General features: G+C 71.8%; 18 protein-coding genes and 5 tRNA genes. 8 read left to right on the forward strand and 15 right to left on the reverse strand.

Annotation, left to right across the window (positions count from 1 at the left end):
• Positions 1 to 77 precede the first annotated feature (77 nt).
• The 5 genes from AC1P0E_RS04985 (at position 78) to AC1P0E_RS05005 (ending at position 566) form a co-directional block, all read left to right on the forward strand.
• Positions 78 to 150: transfer RNA gene (locus tag AC1P0E_RS04985), tRNA-Gly, on the forward strand.
• A gap of 40 nt (positions 151 to 190) precedes the next feature.
• Positions 191 to 264: transfer RNA gene (locus tag AC1P0E_RS04990), tRNA-Cys, on the forward strand.
• A 1-nt stretch (position 265) separates the two neighbouring features.
• Positions 266 to 337, forward strand: a tRNA-Val gene (locus tag AC1P0E_RS04995).
• Positions 338 to 375: 38 nt separating this feature from the next.
• Positions 376 to 447 (forward strand) — tRNA-Val (locus AC1P0E_RS05000).
• 44 nt (positions 448 to 491) lie between these two features.
• Positions 492 to 566: transfer RNA gene (locus AC1P0E_RS05005), tRNA-Val, on the forward strand.
• Positions 567 to 641: 75 nt separating this feature from the next.
• Here AC1P0E_RS05005 and AC1P0E_RS05010 read toward each other — a convergent pair.
• From AC1P0E_RS05010 to AC1P0E_RS05025, 4 genes are all read right to left on the reverse strand, one after another.
• Positions 642 to 941 (reverse strand): TFIIB-type zinc ribbon-containing protein, encoded by a 300-nt coding sequence (locus tag AC1P0E_RS05010; protein WP_482740926.1) that lies wholly within the window; start codon positions 939 to 941, stop codon positions 642 to 644.
• A 68-nt stretch (positions 942 to 1,009) separates the two neighbouring features.
• Positions 1,010 to 1,987 carry a phosphotransferase gene (locus AC1P0E_RS05015; protein WP_482740927.1) on the reverse strand — a complete coding sequence of 326 codons (978 nt, stop codon included), beginning with the start codon at positions 1,985 to 1,987 and terminating at the stop codon, positions 1,010 to 1,012.
• A 786-nt stretch (positions 1,988 to 2,773) separates the two neighbouring features.
• Complete coding sequence (locus AC1P0E_RS05020; protein WP_482740928.1) at positions 2,774 to 2,980, reverse strand: hypothetical protein; 207 nt, start codon at positions 2,978 to 2,980, stop codon at positions 2,774 to 2,776.
• Between the two features lie 235 nt (positions 2,981 to 3,215).
• Entirely contained in the window at positions 3,216 to 3,452 is a 237-nt protein-coding gene (locus tag AC1P0E_RS05025; protein ID WP_482740929.1) for a hypothetical protein, read from the reverse strand.
• 233 nt (positions 3,453 to 3,685) lie between these two features.
• Between AC1P0E_RS05025 and AC1P0E_RS05030 the strand changes: the two genes are divergently transcribed.
• A complete protein-coding gene (locus AC1P0E_RS05030; RefSeq protein WP_482740930.1) occupies positions 3,686 to 4,942 on the forward strand; it encodes a serine/threonine-protein kinase in 1,257 nt (418 codons plus the stop codon).
• Positions 4,943 to 5,000: 58 nt separating this feature from the next.
• On the opposite strand, the gene AC1P0E_RS05035 is transcribed toward AC1P0E_RS05030, so the two are convergent.
• From AC1P0E_RS05035 to AC1P0E_RS05075, 9 genes are all read right to left on the reverse strand, one after another.
• Positions 5,001 to 5,819, reverse strand: a complete 819-nt coding sequence (locus tag AC1P0E_RS05035) for a TrmH family RNA methyltransferase (RefSeq protein ID WP_482740931.1) — start codon at positions 5,817 to 5,819, stop codon at positions 5,001 to 5,003.
• 91 nt (positions 5,820 to 5,910) lie between these two features.
• On the reverse strand, positions 5,911 to 7,161 hold the full coding sequence (gene cobA, locus AC1P0E_RS05040; protein ID WP_482740932.1) for a uroporphyrinogen-III C-methyltransferase: 1,251 nt from the start codon (positions 7,159 to 7,161) through the stop codon (positions 5,911 to 5,913).
• A gap of 521 nt (positions 7,162 to 7,682) precedes the next feature.
• A complete protein-coding gene (cobT, locus tag AC1P0E_RS05045; RefSeq protein WP_482740933.1) occupies positions 7,683 to 11,102 on the reverse strand; it encodes a nicotinate-nucleotide--dimethylbenzimidazole phosphoribosyltransferase in 3,420 nt (1,139 codons plus the stop codon).
• A gap of 386 nt (positions 11,103 to 11,488) precedes the next feature.
• Positions 11,489 to 12,748: a precorrin-6y C5,15-methyltransferase (decarboxylating) subunit CbiE gene (cbiE, locus tag AC1P0E_RS05050; RefSeq protein ID WP_482740934.1), complete on the reverse strand. Its 1,260-nt coding sequence runs from the start codon at positions 12,746 to 12,748 to the stop codon at positions 11,489 to 11,491.
• A 99-nt stretch (positions 12,749 to 12,847) separates the two neighbouring features.
• Entirely contained in the window at positions 12,848 to 13,495 is a 648-nt protein-coding gene (locus AC1P0E_RS05055; protein ID WP_482740935.1) for a GNAT family N-acetyltransferase, read from the reverse strand.
• Positions 13,496 to 13,657: 162 nt separating this feature from the next.
• Positions 13,658 to 14,521 (reverse strand): MetQ/NlpA family ABC transporter substrate-binding protein, encoded by an 864-nt coding sequence (locus AC1P0E_RS05060; RefSeq protein ID WP_482740936.1) that lies wholly within the window; start codon positions 14,519 to 14,521, stop codon positions 13,658 to 13,660.
• Between the two features lie 74 nt (positions 14,522 to 14,595).
• On the reverse strand, positions 14,596 to 15,267 hold the full coding sequence (locus AC1P0E_RS05065; protein ID WP_482740937.1) for a methionine ABC transporter permease: 672 nt from the start codon (positions 15,265 to 15,267) through the stop codon (positions 14,596 to 14,598).
• On the reverse strand, positions 15,264 to 16,334 hold the full coding sequence (locus AC1P0E_RS05070; RefSeq protein WP_482740938.1) for a methionine ABC transporter ATP-binding protein: 1,071 nt from the start codon (positions 16,332 to 16,334) through the stop codon (positions 15,264 to 15,266). Before AC1P0E_RS05070 ends, AC1P0E_RS05065 begins: the two co-directional genes overlap by 4 nt.
• A 392-nt stretch (positions 16,335 to 16,726) precedes the next feature.
• On the reverse strand, positions 16,727 to 17,380 hold the full coding sequence (locus tag AC1P0E_RS05075) for an HAD family hydrolase (protein WP_482740939.1): 654 nt from the start codon (positions 17,378 to 17,380) through the stop codon (positions 16,727 to 16,729).
• A gap of 62 nt (positions 17,381 to 17,442) precedes the next feature.
• Here AC1P0E_RS05075 and AC1P0E_RS05080 point away from each other — a divergent pair, with 62 nt between their 5' ends.
• Together AC1P0E_RS05080 and AC1P0E_RS05085 are read left to right on the forward strand one after the other, a co-directional pair.
• Entirely contained in the window at positions 17,443 to 17,802 is a 360-nt protein-coding gene (locus AC1P0E_RS05080) for a hypothetical protein (RefSeq protein ID WP_482740940.1), read from the forward strand.
• Positions 17,803 to 17,804: 2 nt separating this feature from the next.
• Entirely contained in the window at positions 17,805 to 18,224 is a 420-nt protein-coding gene (locus AC1P0E_RS05085; RefSeq protein WP_482740941.1) for a hypothetical protein, read from the forward strand.
• Between the two features lie 155 nt (positions 18,225 to 18,379).
• Here AC1P0E_RS05085 and AC1P0E_RS05090 read toward each other — a convergent pair whose 3' ends face one another.
• Both AC1P0E_RS05090 and AC1P0E_RS05095 read right to left on the reverse strand, forming a co-directional pair.
• The gene (locus AC1P0E_RS05090; protein ID WP_482740942.1) at positions 18,380 to 18,883 is read right to left on the reverse strand and encodes a GNAT family N-acetyltransferase; all 504 of its coding nucleotides are present in this window, start codon (positions 18,881 to 18,883) and stop codon (positions 18,380 to 18,382) included.
• A gap of 37 nt (positions 18,884 to 18,920) precedes the next feature.
• Positions 18,921 to 19,475 carry a sigma-70 family RNA polymerase sigma factor gene (locus AC1P0E_RS05095; RefSeq protein ID WP_482740943.1) on the reverse strand — a complete coding sequence of 185 codons (555 nt, stop codon included), beginning with the start codon at positions 19,473 to 19,475 and terminating at the stop codon, positions 18,921 to 18,923.
• Between the last annotated feature and the right edge of the window lie 53 nt (positions 19,476 to 19,528).

The raw sequence follows: 19,528 nt of genomic DNA on the forward strand, positions 1-19,528 counted from the left end.
ACGCGTTTTTGTACTGGCCCCGGTATCCGCTAGAGTTCAACACGTCGCCGGGACACGGAAACGCCCCGGTAAGACAAGCGGACGTGGCTCAGTTGGTAGAGCATCACCTTGCCAAGGTGAGGGTCGCGAGTTCGAATCTCGTCGTCCGCTCGGTGTGGGGGATCTTCCCGAACCCCTGTCATTCACTCCTGGTGGAGTGGCCGAGAGGCGAGGCAACGGCCTGCAAAGCCGTCTACACGGGTTCAAATCCCGTCTCCACCTCCAAGGACGATTAGCTCAGCGGGAGAGCGCTTCCCTGACACGGAAGAGGTCACTGGTTCAATCCCAGTATCGTCCACTGGATCCCCGGCTGTACTTGACCGGGGTGTCCGTCCCGCGCGATTAGCTCAGCGGGAGAGCGCTTCCCTGACACGGAAGAGGTCACTGGTTCAATCCCAGTATCGCGCACGCAGTTCGCAGTACGGAAAGACCAAGATCAACTGAACACCCTCGCGCGATTAGCTCAGCGGGAGAGCGCTTCCCTGACACGGAAGAGGTCACTGGTTCAATCCCAGTATCGCGCACCATCGAGAAGAAGCCCCCGGCCGCGGAATCGGCCGGGGGCTTCTCGTGCTCTGCTTCGTGCTCTGCCGTCCGGCCGGTCAGGACGAGAAGAGCATCCGGCCGAAGCCCTTCTGGCGATGGCCGGCGTGGTGACCGCCGTGGTGGCCGCCGTGATGACCGTGCTGCGGGGCGCCCCAGGCGGGTGCGGGCGCGGCGGGGTAGGCCTGCTGGGCCGGCGGCGGGGGCGGGGCCTGCTGCGTCCACTGCGACTCGAGGCGCGTCAGCGACTCCAGCTCGCCGTAGTCGAGAAATATCCCGCGGCAACCGCTGCACTGCTCGATCTGGACACCATTGCGGTTGTACGTGTGCATGGGTGCATGGCACTTGGGGCACTGCATGGTCCGGTCAACTCCTCGCCGTCGGTTCGGCATCGCCGGAATGCATGCCCGGCGACGGTCCGTTCACCCTACGACGCGGCTTCGGACTCTTCGCACCCCAACTCGGGCGGTAGGGCGGCGATACGGCCGCAGGCCTCGATCATCATCTCCTCCACCTCGTCCAACGGCCGGTTCTCGGCGGCGGACTTGGCGAGGGCGAGGGCGGCGGTCTGGACGGTCAGGGCGCGGGCGGGTACGTCGAGTTCGGGCCAGGGGTCGCCGTCGGGGCGTACGCCGCTGCCGCCCGCGGCCCGGTACGCGCCGAGGAACAGGTCCCAGATGTCGGGCGCGAGCAGGCCGGCGGCGTACCAGGCGGCGGGGCGGGCCAGGTCCCAGGCGGGGTCGCCGATGCCCAGGTCGTCCACGTCGATCAACAGCCAGCGGCCGTGGGGCCCCGTGGGCGTGGGGCCCGTCGGCGTGGGGCGGCGGACCAGCTGGCCGAGGTGGAGGTCACCGTGGCAGAGGGCCGCGCGCGGGGACGGGGCTTCGTCGCGGGCCCAGGCCGGCAGCCCGGCCCAGGCGCGGAGCACGGGGGTCGTGACGGTGGCGGGGTGCGGGCCTGTCGCGTGCATCCGCGCGACGGCGCGGGCGGCCTTCGCGGGGCCGCGCATGGGCGGGAGGGATGCGGGGAGTTGGAGCGCGCCGGGAGCGATCGCGTGCAGCCGGGCGAGGAGAGCGGCGGCGTCTTCCCACGGGGCGGCGTCGGGGTCCTCGGGGTCGACGGGCGTTCCGTACGGCCACAGGCTGAGTGGCCGGCCGTGCAGCAGGGTCGTGAAGGCGTCGCCGTTCCCGGCCGGCACGGGCAGGGGCGGCAGGAGGATTCCGGCGAGGAGCGGGTCGGCGGCGACGGCGATACGCGCGGTGAGGGCGGCGAGATCCGTGTCGGGGGCGTGGCACTTGGCGACGACGCGGCCGTGGCGCACGACTGTGCCGTCGGGCCTGTCGGCCAGGATGTCGGGCCGCTGGCAGGAACAGGGGGCGGGCGCTGCGCTGCGGACACGGGGCACGGCGGGTCCTGCGCTGCCGACGCGAGGGGCGTGTGTCGCGCTGCCGGCGCGGGGGGCGGGTGCTGCACTGTCGACGCGGGGGGCGGGTGCTGCATTGCCGGCCTGGGAAGCGAGCGTCGCGCTGCCGGTTCGGGGGGCGGGTGGTGCGCTGCCGGCCTGAGAAGCGGGCGTCGCGCTGCCCGCGCGGGAGACGGGTGCTGCACTGTCGACGCGGGAGGGTTCGGGAGTGGCTGCGACGCGGTGTGCGATGGCGCTCAGCTCTTGCGCGAAGGATGCGGTCACTGTCTCTCCCCGGGGGTCGTGAAGCGCTCGGTGCGGCACGGGTGCGGGCGCGGCGCGGGTTCGCGCTGCGTCGCGGGCGCGGTGTGGCGCGGGTGGGGGTGCGGCGAGTGTGCGGGTGGGAGTGCGGTGCGGGTGCGGTGCCGATCGGGAGCCTACGCGCTGGGTGTTTCAGCACTCCGCCGCGCGGGGGCACGCCCTTGGCCCCAGGACGGTCTGCGGGCCTCGCACGCCGGACGGGCTGGACTCTGCCGCACAGGGTCAGTTGCGCGTCGGCCTTGGATTCTCCCCGCCGGCTCGGTTTGGCCAGGCCCGGCAAGCCTGAACGTGCACCGGTCAGTCAGGTGTGGGGTTACGCGCTGCCGCCCGGTAGGGAAAAAGGCGTTGCCCGGACAGCTCCCCAGCTGTCCGGGCAAACGCAGTCGTCCGCCGCACCCCCGTCCCCACGGGGTTTTGAAACGGCCCGATGTCCTGGCCCGGTCCGCTCTACCGGGCCGTGGGCGCCGCTCAGCGCCCGAGCATCACGCCCACGGACGACGCCTGTGTGACCACTGCTTCCCAGCCTCCGAAGAGGACGACGAGCAGCGCCGCGAGGGGAAGGACCATGGCCGTCGCCACCAGCGGGTGACGCGTGGCTGACGAACGGCCGCCGAACGAGGCGAATGCCCTGCGTCCCTGCGTACGGATCATCGTCCGGGATGCCGTGTCCGCCATGGTCCCTCTCCTGTCGTTTTTGGCAGCGGCGAGTGTCTGACCTCGGGGGACGAGTGCTTCACCCGCCGCTTGACCTCAACATTAGGTGCGTGCCACGGCCGGGGCGTCATGCCCGCGTACTGATTGCCGGGCCTCCCGGAGGATGAGCCACGGCCCGGCGGTGTACTCCCCAGGGTGGAGAGGCGGCCTTGCCTCTTGGGGTCTTCCCGGAGGGGACGCTCTGCCGCACGGAGTCTCAGGCGTGTTCGGAGGCGTCCTCCCTCGGGACCGGCTGTTCGACCAGGGCCAGCACCCTGGTCGCCATGAAGCGCGCTGTGCGTACTACGGAGCCGCTGCGGGTGACTTCACTCACTTCCACCACTCCCCTGCGGACCGCTGTTTCCACCCGTCGGCCTGCCCGGCTGGCCACCACCTCGTACGTGCGGGTCGTGTCTCCCGCGTCGACGACTATCTCCACGCGATCGCCCTTCATTGATCCAATCCCCCTTCTGCGAACGGACCTTTGAGATCTCGCACGGGCCGGGGACGGCGGATCGGCCGTCCCCTGACCACTCTTCAAGTTTCCCACCCGGCACTGACAATCGATCGATTCGCGAGGGCGCGGCCTATGAGCACACCGGGCCGCAGGTACGTAAGCTGTGCGACGTCGAAACGGACCGGTCAGCAGCGGGGTGGGGGAGGCCCCACCAGAGGTAGGGGACGGACATGGCGATGATGCGGCTCCGGCGCGAGGACCCGCGTGTCGTCGGCTCGTTCAGGCTTCACCGGCGGCTCGGGGCGGGCGGCATGGGAGTCGTCTATCTGGGCTCGGACCGGCGCGGCCAGCGCGTCGCCCTGAAGGTGATCCGGCCGGACCTGGCGGAGGATCAGGAGTTCAGGTCCCGCTTCGCGCGCGAGGTGTCCGCCGCGCGGCGGATCCGCGGCGGCTGTACGGCCCGGCTGGTGGCCGCCGATCTGGAGGCGGACCGGCCGTGGTTCGCGACCCAGTACGTACCGGGTCCTTCGCTGCACGACAAAGTGGCGGAGGAAGGGCCACTGATGGCCTCCGACGTGGCCGCCATCGGTGCGGCGCTGTCGGAGGGTCTGGTGGCTGTGCACGAGGCCGGTGTCGTCCACCGCGACCTCAAGCCGTCGAACATCCTGCTGTCGCCCAAGGGCCCCCGGATCATCGACTTCGGCATCGCCTGGGCGACCGGTGCGAGCACCCTCACGCATGTCGGTACCGCGGTGGGCTCCCCCGGTTTCCTCGCGCCCGAGCAGGTGCGCGGCGCGGCGGTCACGCCGGCCACGGACGTGTTCGCGCTGGGGGCCACGCTCGCGTACGCCGCGACCGCCGACTCCCCCTTCGGGCAGGGCAGTTCCGAGGTCATGCTGTACCGCGTGGTGCATGAGGAGCCGCAGCTGTACGGCGTGCCGGACGCGCTGGCTCCGCTGGTGCGGGCCTGCCTCGCCAAGGATCCGGAGGAGCGTCCCAGCACGCTTCAGCTCTCGATGCGGCTCAAGGAGATCGCGGCCCGGGAGGCCCAGGGCGTCGGCGAGGCCCGGCCTCCCGCTCCCCGCGCCGATCACGACCGGCCCACCGGGCGGCTCGCGGAACGGTACGTCGAGCAGGACACCGAGCGGGGGCGCTCGTCGGGCACGTCCGCGGCGCGCGGGCACGCTTCGCGCGCCTCGGCCCCGCGGACGGGTTCACGCCCCTCGGCCGGGCGCGATACGACGCGTTCCGGCGGGCGTACGAACGGGCGCCAGGGGACGAGACCGGGGCCCCGGACGACGTCGGCCGGGCGTCGTCCGGCGAATCCCAGGCTGCTGCGGCAGCGCCTCGTCGTCTTCGTCGTGGTGACGCTGCTGGTGGCGCTGGGGATCGCGGCGGCGCAGGGGTGTCAGGGGCCGGCCAGGAGTCTCGGCGTAACCGCTGATGTCGAGCGGCAGGCGGCCCTGGAGGGGCCGCACGGTTTCTGAGCCCCGGGCCCCGGGGCGCGGGCGGTCGGAGCCCGGCTCTCCCGTGGCCGTGGGCCGCTCAGGGCTTTGGGCGGCCCGTCGCCACGGCGTAGAACGCCACCGCGGCCGCCGCGCCGACGTTCAGCGAGTCGACGCCGTGTGCCATCGGGATACGGACCCACTCGTCGGCGGCGACGAGCGCCTGCCGGGACAGGCCGTCGCCTTCCGCGCCGAGCATCAGGGCCACCCGGTCGAGGCGGTGCGGGGCCGCGTCGTCGATGACCGAAGCCTTCTCGTCGGGGGTGAGGGCCAGGAGCTTGAAGCCGGCCTCCCGTACGTGCTCCAGGTCCTTCGGCCAGGACTCCAGGCGGGCGTACGGCACCGAGAAGACCGCCCCCATGGAGACCTTCACCGACCTGCGGTAGAGCGGGTCGGCGCTGTCCGGGGAGAGCAGTACCGCGTCCATGCCCAGCGCGGCGGCGCTGCGGAAGATCGCGCCGATGTTGGTGTGGTCGTTCACCGCCTCCATGACCACGACCCGGCGGGCGGTCGCGAGCAGGTCCTCGGCCGTCGGGAGCGGTTTGCGCTGCATCGAGGCGAGGGCGCCGCGGTGCACGTGGTATCCGGTGACGCGTTCGGCGAGGTCCGGGCTCACGGCGTACACCGGGGCCGGGACCTCGTCGATGACGTCGCGCATGACGTCGACCCACTTGGCGGAGAGCAGCATCGACCGCATCTCGTACCCCGCGTGCTTGGCGCGTCTGATGACCTTCTCGCCCTCGGCGATGAAGAGGCCCTCGACGGGCTCGCGCCTGCGCCGGAGTTCGACGTCGGTCAGGCCCGTGTAGTCGCTCAGGCGCGGGTCGTCGGGGTCGTCGATGGTGATGAGATCGGCCACAGGGTGATACTGCCTTGTCGTGGATGCGGTGCCAACGGGTGGAGCGGGGGTTTGGTTACCGGAGGTTACGCCCGTTCCCTTGCCGGCCGGTCTACTTCGCTTGCTTCGGTCCTACGGTGACCACGTCGCCGATGACGATGACGGCCGGCGGGCGTACGTCCTCGGCCCTGGCCTTCTCCGCCACCGTCGCCAGCGTCGCGTCCACGCGGCGCTGGGCCGCCATCGTGCCCTCCTGGATGATCGCCACGGGCGTCTCGGGCGAGCGGCCGTACGCCGTCAGGGCCTCGGCGATCGCGCCGATCCGTTCGACGGCCATGAGCAGTACGAGCGTTCCGCGCAGGCCGGCTACTGCTTTCCAGTCGACGAGGGAGCGCGGATCCTCGGGGGCCACGTGGCCGCTGATCACCGTGAACTCGTGCGCGACTCCTCGGTGCGTGACGGGGATTCCGGCCGCGCCCGGGACGCTGATGGAGCTGGAGATGCCGGGGACCACCGTGCACGGGATGCCGGCCTCGGCGAGGGCTTGAGCCTCCTCCATGCCCCGGCCGAAGACGAACGGGTCGCCGCCCTTGAGGCGTACGACCGCCTTGCCTGCTCTGGCGTGCTCGATCAGCGCGTTGTTGATGGCCTCCTGGGCCATGAAGCGGCCGTACGGGATCTTCGCGGCGTCGATCACCTCGACGTGCGGCGGGAGTTCGTCGAGGAGGTCGCGCGGGCCGAGTCGGTCGGCGATGACTACGTCCGCCTCGGCGAGGAGGCGGCGGCCGCGGACCGTGATCAGGTCCGGGTCGCCGGGGCCGCCGCCGACCAGGGCGACGCCGGCGGTGCGGGTGCGGTGGTGCGGGGCCACGAGGGTTCCGTCGCGCAGGCCCTCGACGATGGCGTCGCGTACGGCGGCGGTGCGGCGGGGGTCGGGGCCGCCGCTGGTGAGGACGGCCACGGTCACGCCCTCGGAGCGGCCGGTGGCGGGGGTCCAGGCGGTGGCGGCCTCGGCGTCGTCGGAGCGGACGCACCAGGTGCGGGTGCGTTCGGCTTCGGCGGACGCGGCTGTGTTGGCGGCGGTGTCGGTGGACGCGATCAGGGCGTACCAGGCTTCGGCCAGGTCCCCTTCTGCGTACGGGCGGCGCTCCCAGCGGATCTCGCCTGCCTCTGCCATCGCCTCAACTGAGGGGGTGGCGCAGGGCGATACGAGGACGATGTCGGCGCCGGTCGCGATGAGCGCCGGGAGGCGGCGCTGGGCGACCTGGCCGCCGCCGATGACGACTACGCGCCGCCCGGCGAGGCGGAGTCCTACGGGGTAGGCGGGGTACGGGTCGCCTGCGGCGGCGTGCGGCGCGGTCATGGCGTGCGGCTCCTCGGACGGGGAGGTGGGTGCGGCTTGCGGTCCTGCCGCTCGGCGGCTTGGGCCTGGCGCCGCTGCGACGGTGAAGCGGCTGGTGGGGCGGGGTTCGGGGCCCTCGCGAATACCTTACGGGCCGGGGGCGGCGGGGTCACCGGCGACTGGGGCCGGGTTGTGGGCGGCGGCTGGCCGGGCGGTGGGTGGCGGCGGGGGTGGGCGGGGCGGTGGGGCGGGGGCGGGGGAGCTGACCCCGCGCGTGGGTCGGTGCCGCGTCGGGGCGTCTCCTCGGGTGCCGAACGTTCGGGTACTGGGTTTTCCTTCGGGCTGGTTGCGTTCGACACCCTGCGGGGAGCGCCCCGACACGTCCCCTCCCGGCACGGTGGGGTGCTGGGCGGGGGCCTTTGTGGTCCGTCCCGGCCCGGGCCCTGCGGGAACTGGGCGAGGCCCCGGCCGGCCAGGTACAGCCGTGCCCCCGCGCGAGGCGCGGGGGCACGGCCACGGTGGGCGGTGGGGCTGCAGCGCGGTTACTTTTCGGTTACTCCGGCCGAGTCGAACGTGGCTACCTCGTGCATCGCCCTTGCCGCGCTCTGGACCACCGGGAGCGCCAGCAGTGCGCCCGTGCCCTCACCCAGGCGGAGGTCCAGGTCGACCAGGGGGCGCAGGCCCAGCTTGTTGAGGGCGGCCACGTGGCCCGGTTCCGCGCTGCGGTGACCCGCGATGCAGGCCGCGAGTGCTTCGGGGGCGATCGCGCGGGCCACCAGTGCCGCCGCTCCCGCGCTTACCCCGTCCAGGATGACGGGAGTGCGCAGGGACGCCCCGCCCAGCAGGAAGCCGACCAGCGCCGCGTGCTCCAGGCCGCCTACCGCCGCCAGTACGCCGATCGGGTCCGCCGGGTCCGGCTGGTGGAGCTCCAGGGCGCGGCGTACGACGTCGACCTTGCGGGCGTGCATCTCGTCGTTGATTCCCGTACCGCGACCGGTGATCTCGGCCGGGTCCTGGCCCGTGTAGACGGCGATGAGGGCGGCCGAGACCGTGGTGTTGGCGATGCCCATCTCACCGGTGATCAGCGCCTTGTTGCCCGCCGCCACCAGGTCGCGCGCCGTTTCGATGCCCACCTCGATCGCGGCGAGCACCTCGTCGTGGGTGAGGGCCTGCCCGGTGGTGAAGTCGGCCGTTCCCGCGCGCACCTTGCGGGGCAACAGGCCCGGCGTGGCGGGCAGTTCGCCCGCTACGCCCACGTCCACCACGCAGACCTCCGCGCCGACCTGGCTCGCGAAGGCGTTGCAGACCGCGCCGCCGCCGAGGATGTTGGCGACCATCTGGGAGGTCACCTCCTGCGGCCAGGCCGTGACGCCTTGGGCGTGCACGCCGTGGTCGCCCGCGAAGATCGCGACCGCCGCAGGCTCGGGGATGGGGGGCGGGCACATCCGGGAGAGGCCGCTGAGCTGGGCAGAGATGATTTCGAGCATGCCGAGCGCACCGGCGGGCTTTGTCATGCGCTTCTGGCGTTCCCACGCCTCGCCGAGGGCCTTGGCGTCGAGGGGGCGGATGTTGGAGACGGTCTCCTGGAGGAGGTCGTGCGGCTCCTCGCCGGGCAGGGCGCGGCGGCCGTACGTCTCCTCGTGGACGACCCACGAGAGCGGGCGGCGCTTGGACCAGCCCGCCTGCATCAGCTCGGGTTCTTCCGGGAACTCGTCGACGTAACCGACGCAGAGGTACGCGACTACTTCGAGGTGCTCTGGCAGGCCCAGCGCGCGGACCATCTCCCGCTCGTCGAAGAAGCTGACCCAGCCGACGCCCAGTCCTTCGGCGCGGGCGGCGAGCCACAGGTTCTCGACCGCGAGGGCGGAGGAGTACGGCGCCATCTGCGGCTGCGTGTGGCGGCCCAGGGTGTGGCGGCCGCCGCGGGTCGGGTCGGCGGTGACGACGATGTTCACCGGGGTGTCGAGGATGGCCTCGATCTTCAGTTCCTTGAACTGCTTGGCCCGGCCCTTGGGCAGCGACTTTGCGTAGGCGTCACGCTGGCGCACCGCGAGTTCGTGCATCGTCCGGCGCGTCTCGGCGGAGCGGATGACCACGAAGTCCCAGGGCTGGGAGTGGCCGACGCTCGGCGCGGTGTGCGCGGCTTCGAGCACCCGCAGGAGTACCTCGTGCGGGATGGGGTCGCTGCGGAATCCGTTGCGGATGTCGCGGCGCTCGCGCATCACGCGAAGGACCGCTTCGCGCTCGGCGTCGTCGTAGCCGGGTGCGGGTGCGGATGGGGGCGCGGGTGCAGGTGCAGGTTCGGGTTCGAGTGCGGGTGCAGTCTCGGAGACCAGTTGTGCGGGCTCCGGCTCGGGCACGGGCACGGGTGCGGGTGCGGGTGCGAGTGCGATGTTGGGCTCGGGCGCTGCGTCCGGCGCGGGCGCCATGTCGGGCGCAATGTCGGGTACGAGTGCGGGCGCAATGTCGGGTGCGAGCGCGAGCGTGACCTTCGGTGCGGGCGCGACGTCCGGCGCGAGCGCGACATCCAGTGCGGGCGTGGCTTCCGGCTCGGGCGCTACCTCCAGTGCGGGCGCGACCTCCGGCTCGGGCGTGGCTTCCGGCTCCGGCTCGGGCGCTACCTCCAGCGCGGGGGGTGCGCTCGCTGCCGCTGCCGGCTTGGGCTCCGGGTGCGCGTCGCGTTGTACGGGCAGCTCCGCGGCCGGGCCACCGTCGCGCGGCGCGGGTACGAGGACGGGGGCAGGGCTGGCGACCGGGGGCTCGGCGAGCTGCTCCGGGATGGGGGCGGCGTCCGGCTCGGGCTGCGGCTCGTTGGCTGCGGCGGCCGGTTCCGCCACGGGCGCCTCCGGTGCCGCTGCCGCGGCGAGCTCGGGTTCCGGCACCGGAGTCCCGGCGGGCTCGGGCTCGGCTTCCGGCGCGGCAACGGGCTCGGGTGCTTCGGCGGAGGCCGGTTCCGGTACTGGTTCGGCGGCCGGTTCTTCGGCCGGCGCCGGAGCCAGGCGGGGCGTCGTCGGGAGGGAGCCTTCTACCGGTACGAACTCGTTGGCGGGCTGCGGCTGCTGCGGTTCCGGGGCGACGGGCTCCGGCTCGGCGGCGGCGGCGGCGACAGGCTCCGCCGGTACGCTCACCTGCTCGTCCGCGTGCACCGCCTCGGCCTGCGGTTCCGGAGCCACAGCCTCCGGGACGACCGTTTCTGCAGGGACCTCCTGGGGCGCCTGAGACTCCTGAGGCTGAGGCCACGGCATTGCGGCCTGCGACGGAATCACGCCGAGCTGCGGACCGGGCAGCGCGGCCGCCTCGTCGCTCGGGATGTCCAGATATTCGGGACCAGTGGTCGCCGGCGCCGGCTGTCGTACGGGCGCGGGGTTCTGCGGCGCTGCGCCGGCCGCCGGCCCGCGGTCGGCCAGTGAGCGTACGACACCGCCGGTCGCCTCGGGCATCGGCGGGCCGAGGTGCAGCGGACGGCGTGCGGGGGGCGGCGTCCGGTCCGCGACGGGCGCCGGCTGCGGAGCGCGTACGACGCTGAGGTCGACGGAACCGGAGTCACGGCCACCGGTCTCGTGCGCGCCCGGCTCGTCCGTCTGGAGTTGCGGCTGCACGGCCTGAGCCGGCTCGGAGGCCTGCGGCACGCTCTGCGTGTCCGGGACGAACGCGGGCTGCGGCCCGGAAGCCTCTGCCGCCTGCTGCGCCGGCTGCGTCTGCGGCAGCGGCTGTGCCTGCGGCATCTGCTGTATCGGCGGCGCCACCTGCTGCGCGTGCGCCTGGGGCTGCGGCGCCGGAACGACCTGAGGGTCGCTCCACGCGCCCTGCGCGCCCGGCATCAGCAGCAGGTCGTCGTCCTCGGCTGCGCTCTCGGAGGGTTCGTGGAAGGTGTACGCGTCCGGAGCGGGGATGCCCGGCTGCGCCACCATGCCTGCGTCCTCCGGCAGTCCCTCGCCCGGGACCCGGCCGGTGTCAGTCATGCGTACCCCTCGCCCATCGCTTGTGCTCCTTCGGCCCTTCGCCCGGGACGCCCGCTCGCGGCATGTTCGGCACCCGCTCAACAACAACGAGCGTCCCTGTCACGCGGCACGAAAGCCCCGTGGACACCATGCATTCTCGCGGCCGTTCGCCGCCAGGGCAGGAAGTCCCGCCACGGCCCGTTGTGGGCTGCGCCACGCTGCGCGCCCCCCGGCTGCGCCGTACCACATAGAGCTCCAAAACGGGCTCCGTTTCCGGACATTGACGAACGAAGTGCCGAACGCCCGGCTGCGGTACAACGATCGGCCAGCCTACCCCGCGCCGCGCAGCGGCATCATCATGGGGCGCAATCCAAGGTGCACATCCCGTTCCGCCGGTGCGCCAAGCCTCATCGAGAGGCTTCGCGCCGCTCCTGGACACCGGAGAGCAGGAAGACGACCGCGCGGTCGCGTTCCGACCAGGCCCCGGTGTCGAGTTCGACGGACTGGAGCAGCGCGCATTCGACCGCGTATCCGCCCTCGGCGAGCGCCCGGCCGATCGCCTCGGCCTCGTCGCGCGTGGACGCGTGCGTCACGATGCGCTCGGGCCTGCGGTCCGCGCAGGCGGAGACGACGGGCACTCCCCCGCCTCCGACGCGGACGACGTCGGGCTCGGGCAGGTCCTCCAGGACGTACGGTGCCCGCCCGTTCACGACGTGGAGCTGTACGCCGAAACGGCGGGCGGCGGCCGTCGTACGGTCGCACGCGGCTGGGTCGGCATCGACGGCGATGACCGCCGCCCCGAACCTGGCCGCCTCGACGGCGAGCGCCCCACTGCCCGAGCCGATGTCCCAGACCAGGTCGCCGGTGCGCGGCCCGAGGCGGGCCAGCTGGGCGGCCCGCAGCCCGGCGGACTCGCCCTCTCCGAGCGTCTGCCCGGGGCGCGCGCCCTGCCCGTCGACGTACTCCTCGGCGGGCAGCGCCCAGCCCCGTACGGCGGGCGGATAGCCGGGGTCGCGGCCGCCGATCCAGCCGCCGCCCGGGCCGGACGAGGGGGTGGGGCCTGCGCTGCCTCCGATGACTATGACGACGTTCGGGTCACGCCAGGCGTGGTCGGCGGCCTTGTCGGACGTCAGGACGGTGACCTGCTCGCGGGCCGTGCCCAGTTCCTCACAGATGACGAAAGTGCGGTGGACTCCTTCAAGGAGAAGGGCCAGCTCGGCGGGGCCGGCGCCCGGGGAGGTGAGCACGGCGACCTTGGTGTGCGCCCGGCACACATTGACGGCGCGGCGCAGCGTGCGGCGCTGGGCGACGACGATCTGGGCGTCGTCCCAGGGCATCCCGGCGCGGGCGAACGCGGTGGCCACCGAGGAGACGGCGGGCACCACTTCGACTTCCAGGCCGTGCTGGGGGGCCCGCAGGGTCCGTACGACTCCGAAGAAGCCGGGGTCTCCGTCGGCGAGGACGACGGCGGTGCCCCGGTGTCCCGCGATGCGGCGGGCGGCGAGGTCGACGCTGCCGAGGCGGATGCGCTCGGCGCCCGGCGGAACCTCGGGGAGCGCCAGGTGGTGCGCGGCGCCCGCGACGAGGGTGGCGGCCGCGAGGGCGGACCTGGCCGCGGCGGTGAGCGGCGATCCGTCCCAGCCGATCACCGTGACCCGGTCGGCCATCCTTGTCAGTCTCCTGGAGTTGTACTGGTGGCAGTGGTTACAGGGGCGCGAGCAGGGTGAGCGTATCTGGTACAGACCACGACGCCCCCCGCCGGGCGGTCAGTTCCAGTCGTTGTACGACCCGTAGCCGCCCGCGTCGGCCATCCGGTCCGCCACGCCTTCGAGATCCTCGGGCAGCAGGCTCCATACGATCAAATCGGTACGGATGTCGGTCCAGCCGCCGTCCGTGCCGTTCTCGGTCCGGGTACGCGCTATCCACGCGTTGCGCAGGACGCCCTCGCTGATGCAGCCGATCTTCTGCGCGACCTGCTGGGCAGCGGTGTTGTCGGCGGCGGTGCGCAGTTCCAGGCGCTCGAACCGCTGGTCGCGGAAGATCCACTGGGCGACGGCGAGCACCGCCTCGGTGGCGTAGCCCTCGCCGCGCGCCCACGGGGCCGTCACATAGGCGACTTCGGTGGCCCGGGTGCGCCAGTCGGTGTGCTGGAGGTGCACGGTCCCGACGAGCCGCTGGGTGAGGAATTCGGTGACGGCGAGCGCGATTCCACGCCCTTGAGTGCGCTCAGCAGGAGCGATCCTGCGGACCCAGCGCTCGGCGTCGAGCGTGGTGTACGGGTACGGCGCGGACGTCCAGGCGGTGACCATCTCGTCGCTCATCATCTCGGTGAGCGCCGGGATGTCCGATTCGTCGAAGGGGCGCAGCACCAGCCGGTCCGTGCTGATGGAGATGTCCGGGAAGGTGGTAGTCATGCGCAGCTCCATGCCGTGGACCGTCGTGAAGGACGTAAAGGCACAGCATGCAGCATCATCCCTGCCGTGTGCATGGCCGGGTGGCGGCGCTCCCGGCACGCGAAGGCCCCGCGCGGCCGGTGCGGGCCGGCGGGGCCTTCACTCACAAGGGCCGTACGGGCGTCAGGACTTGACGGCGCCGAAGGCCGGCACGATCGAGCCGGCGTACTTGTCCTCGATGAACTTCTTGACCTCGTCGGAGTTGAGGAGCTCGGCGAGCTTCTCCACCCGTGCGTCCTTCTCGTTGCCCTTCTTGACCGCGAGGAAGTTGGCGTACGGGTTGCCTTCGGCCTTCTCGATCGCCAGCGAGTCCTTCGCGGGCTTGAGGTCGGCCTCGATGGCGTAGTTGCCGTTGATGACGGCGGCGTCGACGTCGTTCAGGGCGCGGGGCAGCGTGGCGGCCTCCAGCTCCTTGAACTCAAGGCCCTTCTTGTCCTTGATGTCGCTGAGCTTGGCGTCCTGGCCCGCGCCGTCCTTCAGCGTGATGAGGCCGTTGTCCGCGAGCAGCTTGAGCGCGCGGCCCTCGTTGGTGGTGTCGTTGGGCACCGCGACCGTCTGGCCGGGCTTGATGTCCTTGATGTCCTTGGCCGTCTTGGAGTAGAGGGCCAGCGGCTCGAGGTGGACATCGGCGACGGGCACGATGGTCGTGCCCTTCTTCTTGTTGAAGTCGTCGAGGTACGGCTTGTGCTGGAAGAAGTTGGCGTCGACCTCGCCGCTCTGGGTGGCGGTGTTCGGCAGGACGTAGTCCGTGAACTCCTTCACCTCCAGCTTCAGGCCGGCCTTCGCCGCCAGGTTGTCCTTGACGTAGTTGAGTATGTCGGCGTGCGGCGTCGGGGACGCGGCGACGACGAGCGCCTTCGACGGGTCGGCCTTGCCGCCCGACTCGGTCTTGGCGCCCGGGTCGGAGGCGGTGCCGCAGGCGGTGAGGCCGAGGGCGAGGGCGGCGGAGGCGGCGGCAGCCGCGGTGATCTTGATGTTCTTACGCACGAAAAGTGCCTCTTTCTGGGTGTTGCGGTGGTGTCGCCCGGACAAGGAGTGCGGGCTTGCTTGGGACAGGAAGTTCAGGAGGCGGTACGTCCGCGACGCGACAGGAGCCGGATCGCGCCGTCGCCGATCAGCTGCACGATGGTCACGAGCGCGATCAGGATGACCACGGTGACCAGCATGAACTCGGTCTCGAAGCGCTGGTATCCGTACGTGACGGCCTTGCTGCCGAGCCCTTCGCCGCCGACCGCGCCCGCCATCGCCGAGTAGCCGACGAGCACGATCACGGTGGTGGTGATGCCCGAGATCAGGGACGGCAGGGACTGCGGCAGCAGCGCCTTGAAGACGACGGTCGGTACGCCGCCGCCCATCGCCTGGACCGCCTCGACGAGGCCGTGGTCGACCTCGCGGATCGCGGTCTCCACGAGCCGGGCGAAGAAGGGGATGGCACCGATGGCGAGCGGCACGATCATCGCGCTGGGGCCGATGAAGGTGCCGACGACCAAGGTGGTGAAGGGGATCAGGGCGATCAGCAGGATGATGAACGGCAGCGAGCGGCCGATGTTCACGATCACGCCGATGACCTTGTTGACCGCCACGTTCTGGAGCAGTCCGCCCTTGTCCGTGAGGACGAGCAGGATGCCGAGCGGCAGGCCGCCGATCACCGAGACGACGGTGGACCACAGCACCATGTAGAGGGTGTCGATGGTGCCCTGCGTCAGCAGCGGCTGCATCTCCGACCAGTTCACTTGGCACCTTCCTTCACCAGGGCGGGAGCGGCGGTCTGCACCGGTACGTCTGCGGGCTCGTCGGGTTCTTCCACGGCCTCGACCTGGAGCCCCTGCTCGCGCAGGAAGCCGATGGGGACGACGTTCTCCTCGTACCGGCCGGGCAGCTCGATGCGCATCCGGCCGATCTGCCTGCCACCGACGGTGTCCATCGCGGCGCCCAGGATCGAGATGTCGATGTTGTACGTACGGGAGAGCTGGGAAATCACCGGCTGCGTCGCGGCCTCACCGTGGAAGGTGACGTCGATGACCGTGCGGCCGGGCCCGGACGCCTGCCCGCCCACCGGGAACAGCTCGTGAGCCAGCTCGGACCCCGGCGTCGCCAGGAGCTCGCTCACGGTGCCGGACTCGATGATCCGGCCCTTCTTCATCAGCGCGGCCGAGTCGCAGACCGTCTTGACGACGTCCATCTCGTGCGTGATGAGCAGGACGGTCAGGCCGAGCTGCTGGTTGAGGTCGCGAAGGAGCTGGAGGATCGAGCGGGTCGTCTCCGGATCGAGAGCCGAGGTGGCCTCGTCCGAGAGCAGCACCTTGGGGTCGCCGGCCAGGGCGCGGGCGATGCCGACGCGCTGCTTCTGGCCGCCGGAGAGCTGGGCGGGGTAGGCCTTCGCCTTGTCGGCGAGGCCGACGAGGTCGAGCAGTTCGAGCGCCTTGCGGGAGCGTTCCTGGCCGGATACGCCGAGGATTTCCAGCGGCAGCTCGACGTTGTCCTTCACGGTGCGTGAGGAGAGGAGGTTGAAGTGCTGGAAGACCATGCCGATGCGGCTGCGCGCCTGGCGCAGCTCCTTGCCGGCGCGGCGGCCTCGGCCGGCGAGTGCGGTGAGGTCCTGTCCGTCGACGGTGACCGTGCCGGCGGTGGGGCGCTCCAGCAGGTTGACGCAGCGGATGAGGGAGGACTTCCCGGCGCCGCTCTGGCCGATGACTCCGTACACCTCGCCCTCGCGGACGTGCAGGTCGACGCCGTCCAGGGCGGTGACTTCGCGGCCACGCGATGGGTAGACCTTGGTGAGGCCCGTAGTGGTGATCACAGGGTTTCCGTCACTGTCGAGTGCGCGGCGAAGGTGTCCGCCGGGCACGGGGCATTCGTCTTGTGGACGTGGCACGGCTGGGTCGGTGGGTACCGGAGGCAACGCGTGCGCGGGGCAGGCGGGCCCGGTCCTCGGAGTACGTACGCACTCGGGTGGACGCGGGGCGCGGCTGTCGGGTCTCGCTTCGGGGCGCGAGGCTCAGGCAGGGGCCCTCAGAAGGCGCACATTCGACACATACAACGAGCACCGGGCGTCATCGTCGCCTCGGTCGCAAGGGTGCGGCTGCTCGTCGTGGTCATGGGACGAGTAAACCAGACGTGCGTACGCGTCGATCGACGCAGTCCGAATAGCGGACACTTCTGTCTCGCCAGCGGACCCCGGTCGGTCGCGGGTCAGGCGGTGACGACGATCTCCACGCCGCTGTCCGTGGCCTGCGCCGACACTGCCGAGAGGTCGTTCACGACGATGTCCGCGACCAGCTCGGACCGGTCGTGGGTTGTGGCCAACGCCACGGTCTTCATGCCTGCCGCGCGCCCGGCCTGGAGCCCGGCGGGAGCGTCCTCGAAGACCACGCAGCGGGCCGGGTCCACCCCGAGCCTGCGGGCCGCGAGCAAGTAGGGCTCCGGGTCGGGCTTGCCGCGCGTGATGTCGTCGGCCGCGATCATCGCCTTGGGACGGATGCCGGCCTCGGCCAGGCGCGCCTCGGCGAGCCTGCGGGTGGCGGAGGTGACGACGGCCCATCGGTCGGAGGGCAGACTCGCGAGCAGTTCGGCGGTTCCGGGCAGCAGTACGACTCCCCCGGGCCCGGTCACGTCCTCGACCTCGAGCTGTTCGATACGGGCCACCGCGCCCGGCACCACATCGGCCGGCAGCAGGTCCGCGGCGATCTTGGCGGCGGGGCGTCCGTGCAGCTCGACGGCCGCGAATTCCTCCGCCGATATGCCGTACTCCGCAGCCCAGCGGGTCCAGCAGCGGATCACCGACTCCATGGAGGAGACGAGTGTTCCGTCGTTGTCGAACAGGAGGGCTTCGGCGTCGATCTTCATGGTGACCGACCCTACGCCCACCCGTTGTCGCGGACGTAAACGGCCGTAATACGCTCGTCGTCATGCTTGACGCCCTGACGGTCACGGTCTCCGTGGCCGCGCTCGTACTCGCCGCGTGGTGCGGTTACGCCGCCTTCCGCGATCAGCCCACCAAGGACTGGCACTTCATCGGCATGGCCGTGGTGTCCCTGCTCGCGCTCGCCCAGCTGGTGGTCGGCATCGTGCAGCTGGCTCGCGGCGAGAAGCCGGACGAGGGCGCGGTGATCTTCGTTTCGTATCTCGTCGGCGCGCTCGCGGCGGTGCCCGCGGCCGGCTTCCTCTCGCTGGCTGAACGGACCCGCTGGGGCTCGGTGACGGTCGCGGCGGGTGCGGTCGTGCTGGCCGTGCTCGAAGTCCGGCTGCACGACATCTGGGGAGGCTGAGGATGAGTGAGTCCGTCACTCCCACTCCCACTCGCACTCGGCTGGTGAAGGGGCCGGGGCTGCTGCTGGTGTGGCTGTACGGCGTCATGTCGGTGGGCGCGGTTTCACGTTCGATCTACCAGATCGCGATGGAGTACGACCGGGCGCCGCTCGCGTACACGCTCTCCGCTGCGGCCGCTGCGGTCTACGCGTTCATTACGTACACCCTTGTGCGGGGCGGGGAAACGGCTCGGCGGGCGGCGCTGGTGTGCTGCGCGGCGGAGCTTGCGGGGGTGCTGGTGGTGGGGACGTGGACGGTGATCGAGCCGTCGGCGTTCCCGGACGCGACGGTGTGGTCGGCGTTCGGGATGGGCTACCTCTTCATCCCCGTGCTGCTGCCGGTCACGGGGATCGTGTGGCTGCGGAAGGCGCGGCGGGGCTAGGGCGGCGCCGGCGGGCCTTTTCCCCACCCCGCCCCTGCCCGCTGTGACAGCGCAGCGGACACATCCCACGCGGCGGACACATCTCCGCTGGGGCAGCGCCCCAGTTACGGGAAGGGGCGGGCAGGGGAAAAGCCCCGCAGGGCCCGGCGCACCCCCTACGCGCTCGCGGCGTACGCCTCCGCCGGCGTCTCCTTCTGGAGGGTCACCAGGGCGAAGCCGGGGGCGACCTGCTCCGTGGCGACCGGGGCGTATCCATGGCTGCGGTACAGCCGCAGATTGCGCTCGCTCCGGTGACCCGTGAACAGCTGGAAGCGCTTCGCCGCCGGCTCCCCCGCGAAGTACTCCTCGATCGCGTCGAGCAGCCGCCCCCCGAGCCCGTGCCGCTGCATCCGGGGGTGCACGATGAGCTTGGCGATCCTCGCGGTCCCCGCCTCGTCGACCGCCGCGCGCACCGACGCGACCACCTCGTCGCCCAGCCGTGCCACCAGCGTGTGGCTGCGCCCGAGTTCGGCCCGCAGATCGTCCAGGGTCTGGGTGAGCGGCTCGATGCTGTAGTCGCCGTACAGCTCGGCCTCGCTCTGATAGCACAGGTACTGCAACTTCAGGATCTGCTCGGCATCCTGCGCCGCTGCCGCTGAGATGGTCACGCTCATGCCCATGTGTGCATGCCTCCCGCTCGCCTGATACGACGGTTGCTTACCGCTCCTTTCCCCTTTGCCCAGGAGCTGCAACCTCCGCCGCCAGCATTCTGCGCAGGCATCCCAGGCAACGGGAACGCATGGGCCCCAAACTGCCTTGTGACATTCCCAACTCCCCTGCGATTTCCCGGTACGTCGGGTCCGTCGGCGACAGCATCGCGTCCAGCAGCCGTGGACACCTGCCCGGCAGCCTGCCCACCGCCGCGCGCAGCACCCGGCGACGCTCGGCTCTCAGCGCGGCGCGCTCCGGGCAGGCGGTGTCCGTCGTCGCGGCCGGCGGGACGGGGTACGGCAGCTCGCGGCGCGTCGCGCGCCGGGCCAGGCTCGCCTCGGTCCGTACGGCGTGCAGCAGCCAGCCCGCCGGATCGGGCGGCGGGCCCGACCCGTCGAGGAGCTCAAGGAGGCGCAGCCATACGGCCTGTTCGAGGTCACCGGCCTCGACTCCCCCGCCCGCCGCCTCCGCCACGGCTTCGGCGGCGAGCAGCGGGCGCAGCGTGCTGAACAGGGCGGAGGACGCGGTCGTGGGCGGGGCGGCAGGCACGGGGAGGGTCATGCCAGGCGGGACGTGACGTCGGTGGCCGGCGGTTGCCGCGCGGGCCGACAGTC

This window comes from Streptomyces sp. TRD_SC_5, assembly GCF_056836825.1.

Coding starts and splice junctions, on each gene's coding strand:
- AC1P0E_RS05010 (WP_482740926.1), bottom strand. CDS start 941: ATGCAGTGCCCCAAGTGCCATGCACCCATGCACACGTACAACCGCAAT.
- AC1P0E_RS05020 (WP_482740928.1), bottom strand. CDS start 2,980: ATGGCGGACACGGCATCCCGGACGATGATCCGTACGCAGGGACGCAGG.
- AC1P0E_RS05025 (WP_482740929.1), bottom strand. CDS start 3,452: ATGAAGGGCGATCGCGTGGAGATAGTCGTCGACGCGGGAGACACGACC.
- AC1P0E_RS05030 (WP_482740930.1), top strand. CDS start 3,686: ATGGCGATGATGCGGCTCCGGCGCGAGGACCCGCGTGTCGTCGGCTCG.
- cobA (WP_482740932.1), bottom strand. CDS start 7,161: ATGACCGCGCCGCACGCCGCCGCAGGCGACCCGTACCCCGCCTACCCC.
- cobT (WP_482740933.1), bottom strand. CDS start 11,102: ATGACTGACACCGGCCGGGTCCCGGGCGAGGGACTGCCGGAGGACGCA.
- cbiE (WP_482740934.1), bottom strand. CDS start 12,748: ATGGCCGACCGGGTCACGGTGATCGGCTGGGACGGATCGCCGCTCACC.
- AC1P0E_RS05055 (WP_482740935.1), bottom strand. CDS start 13,495: ATGACTACCACCTTCCCGGACATCTCCATCAGCACGGACCGGCTGGTG.
- AC1P0E_RS05075 (WP_482740939.1), bottom strand. CDS start 17,380: ATGAAGATCGACGCCGAAGCCCTCCTGTTCGACAACGACGGAACACTC.
- AC1P0E_RS05080 (WP_482740940.1), top strand. CDS start 17,443: ATGCTTGACGCCCTGACGGTCACGGTCTCCGTGGCCGCGCTCGTACTC.
- AC1P0E_RS05085 (WP_482740941.1), top strand. CDS start 17,805: ATGAGTGAGTCCGTCACTCCCACTCCCACTCGCACTCGGCTGGTGAAG.
- AC1P0E_RS05090 (WP_482740942.1), bottom strand. CDS start 18,883: ATGGGCATGAGCGTGACCATCTCAGCGGCAGCGGCGCAGGATGCCGAG.
- AC1P0E_RS05095 (WP_482740943.1), bottom strand. CDS start 19,475: ATGACCCTCCCCGTGCCTGCCGCCCCGCCCACGACCGCGTCCTCCGCC.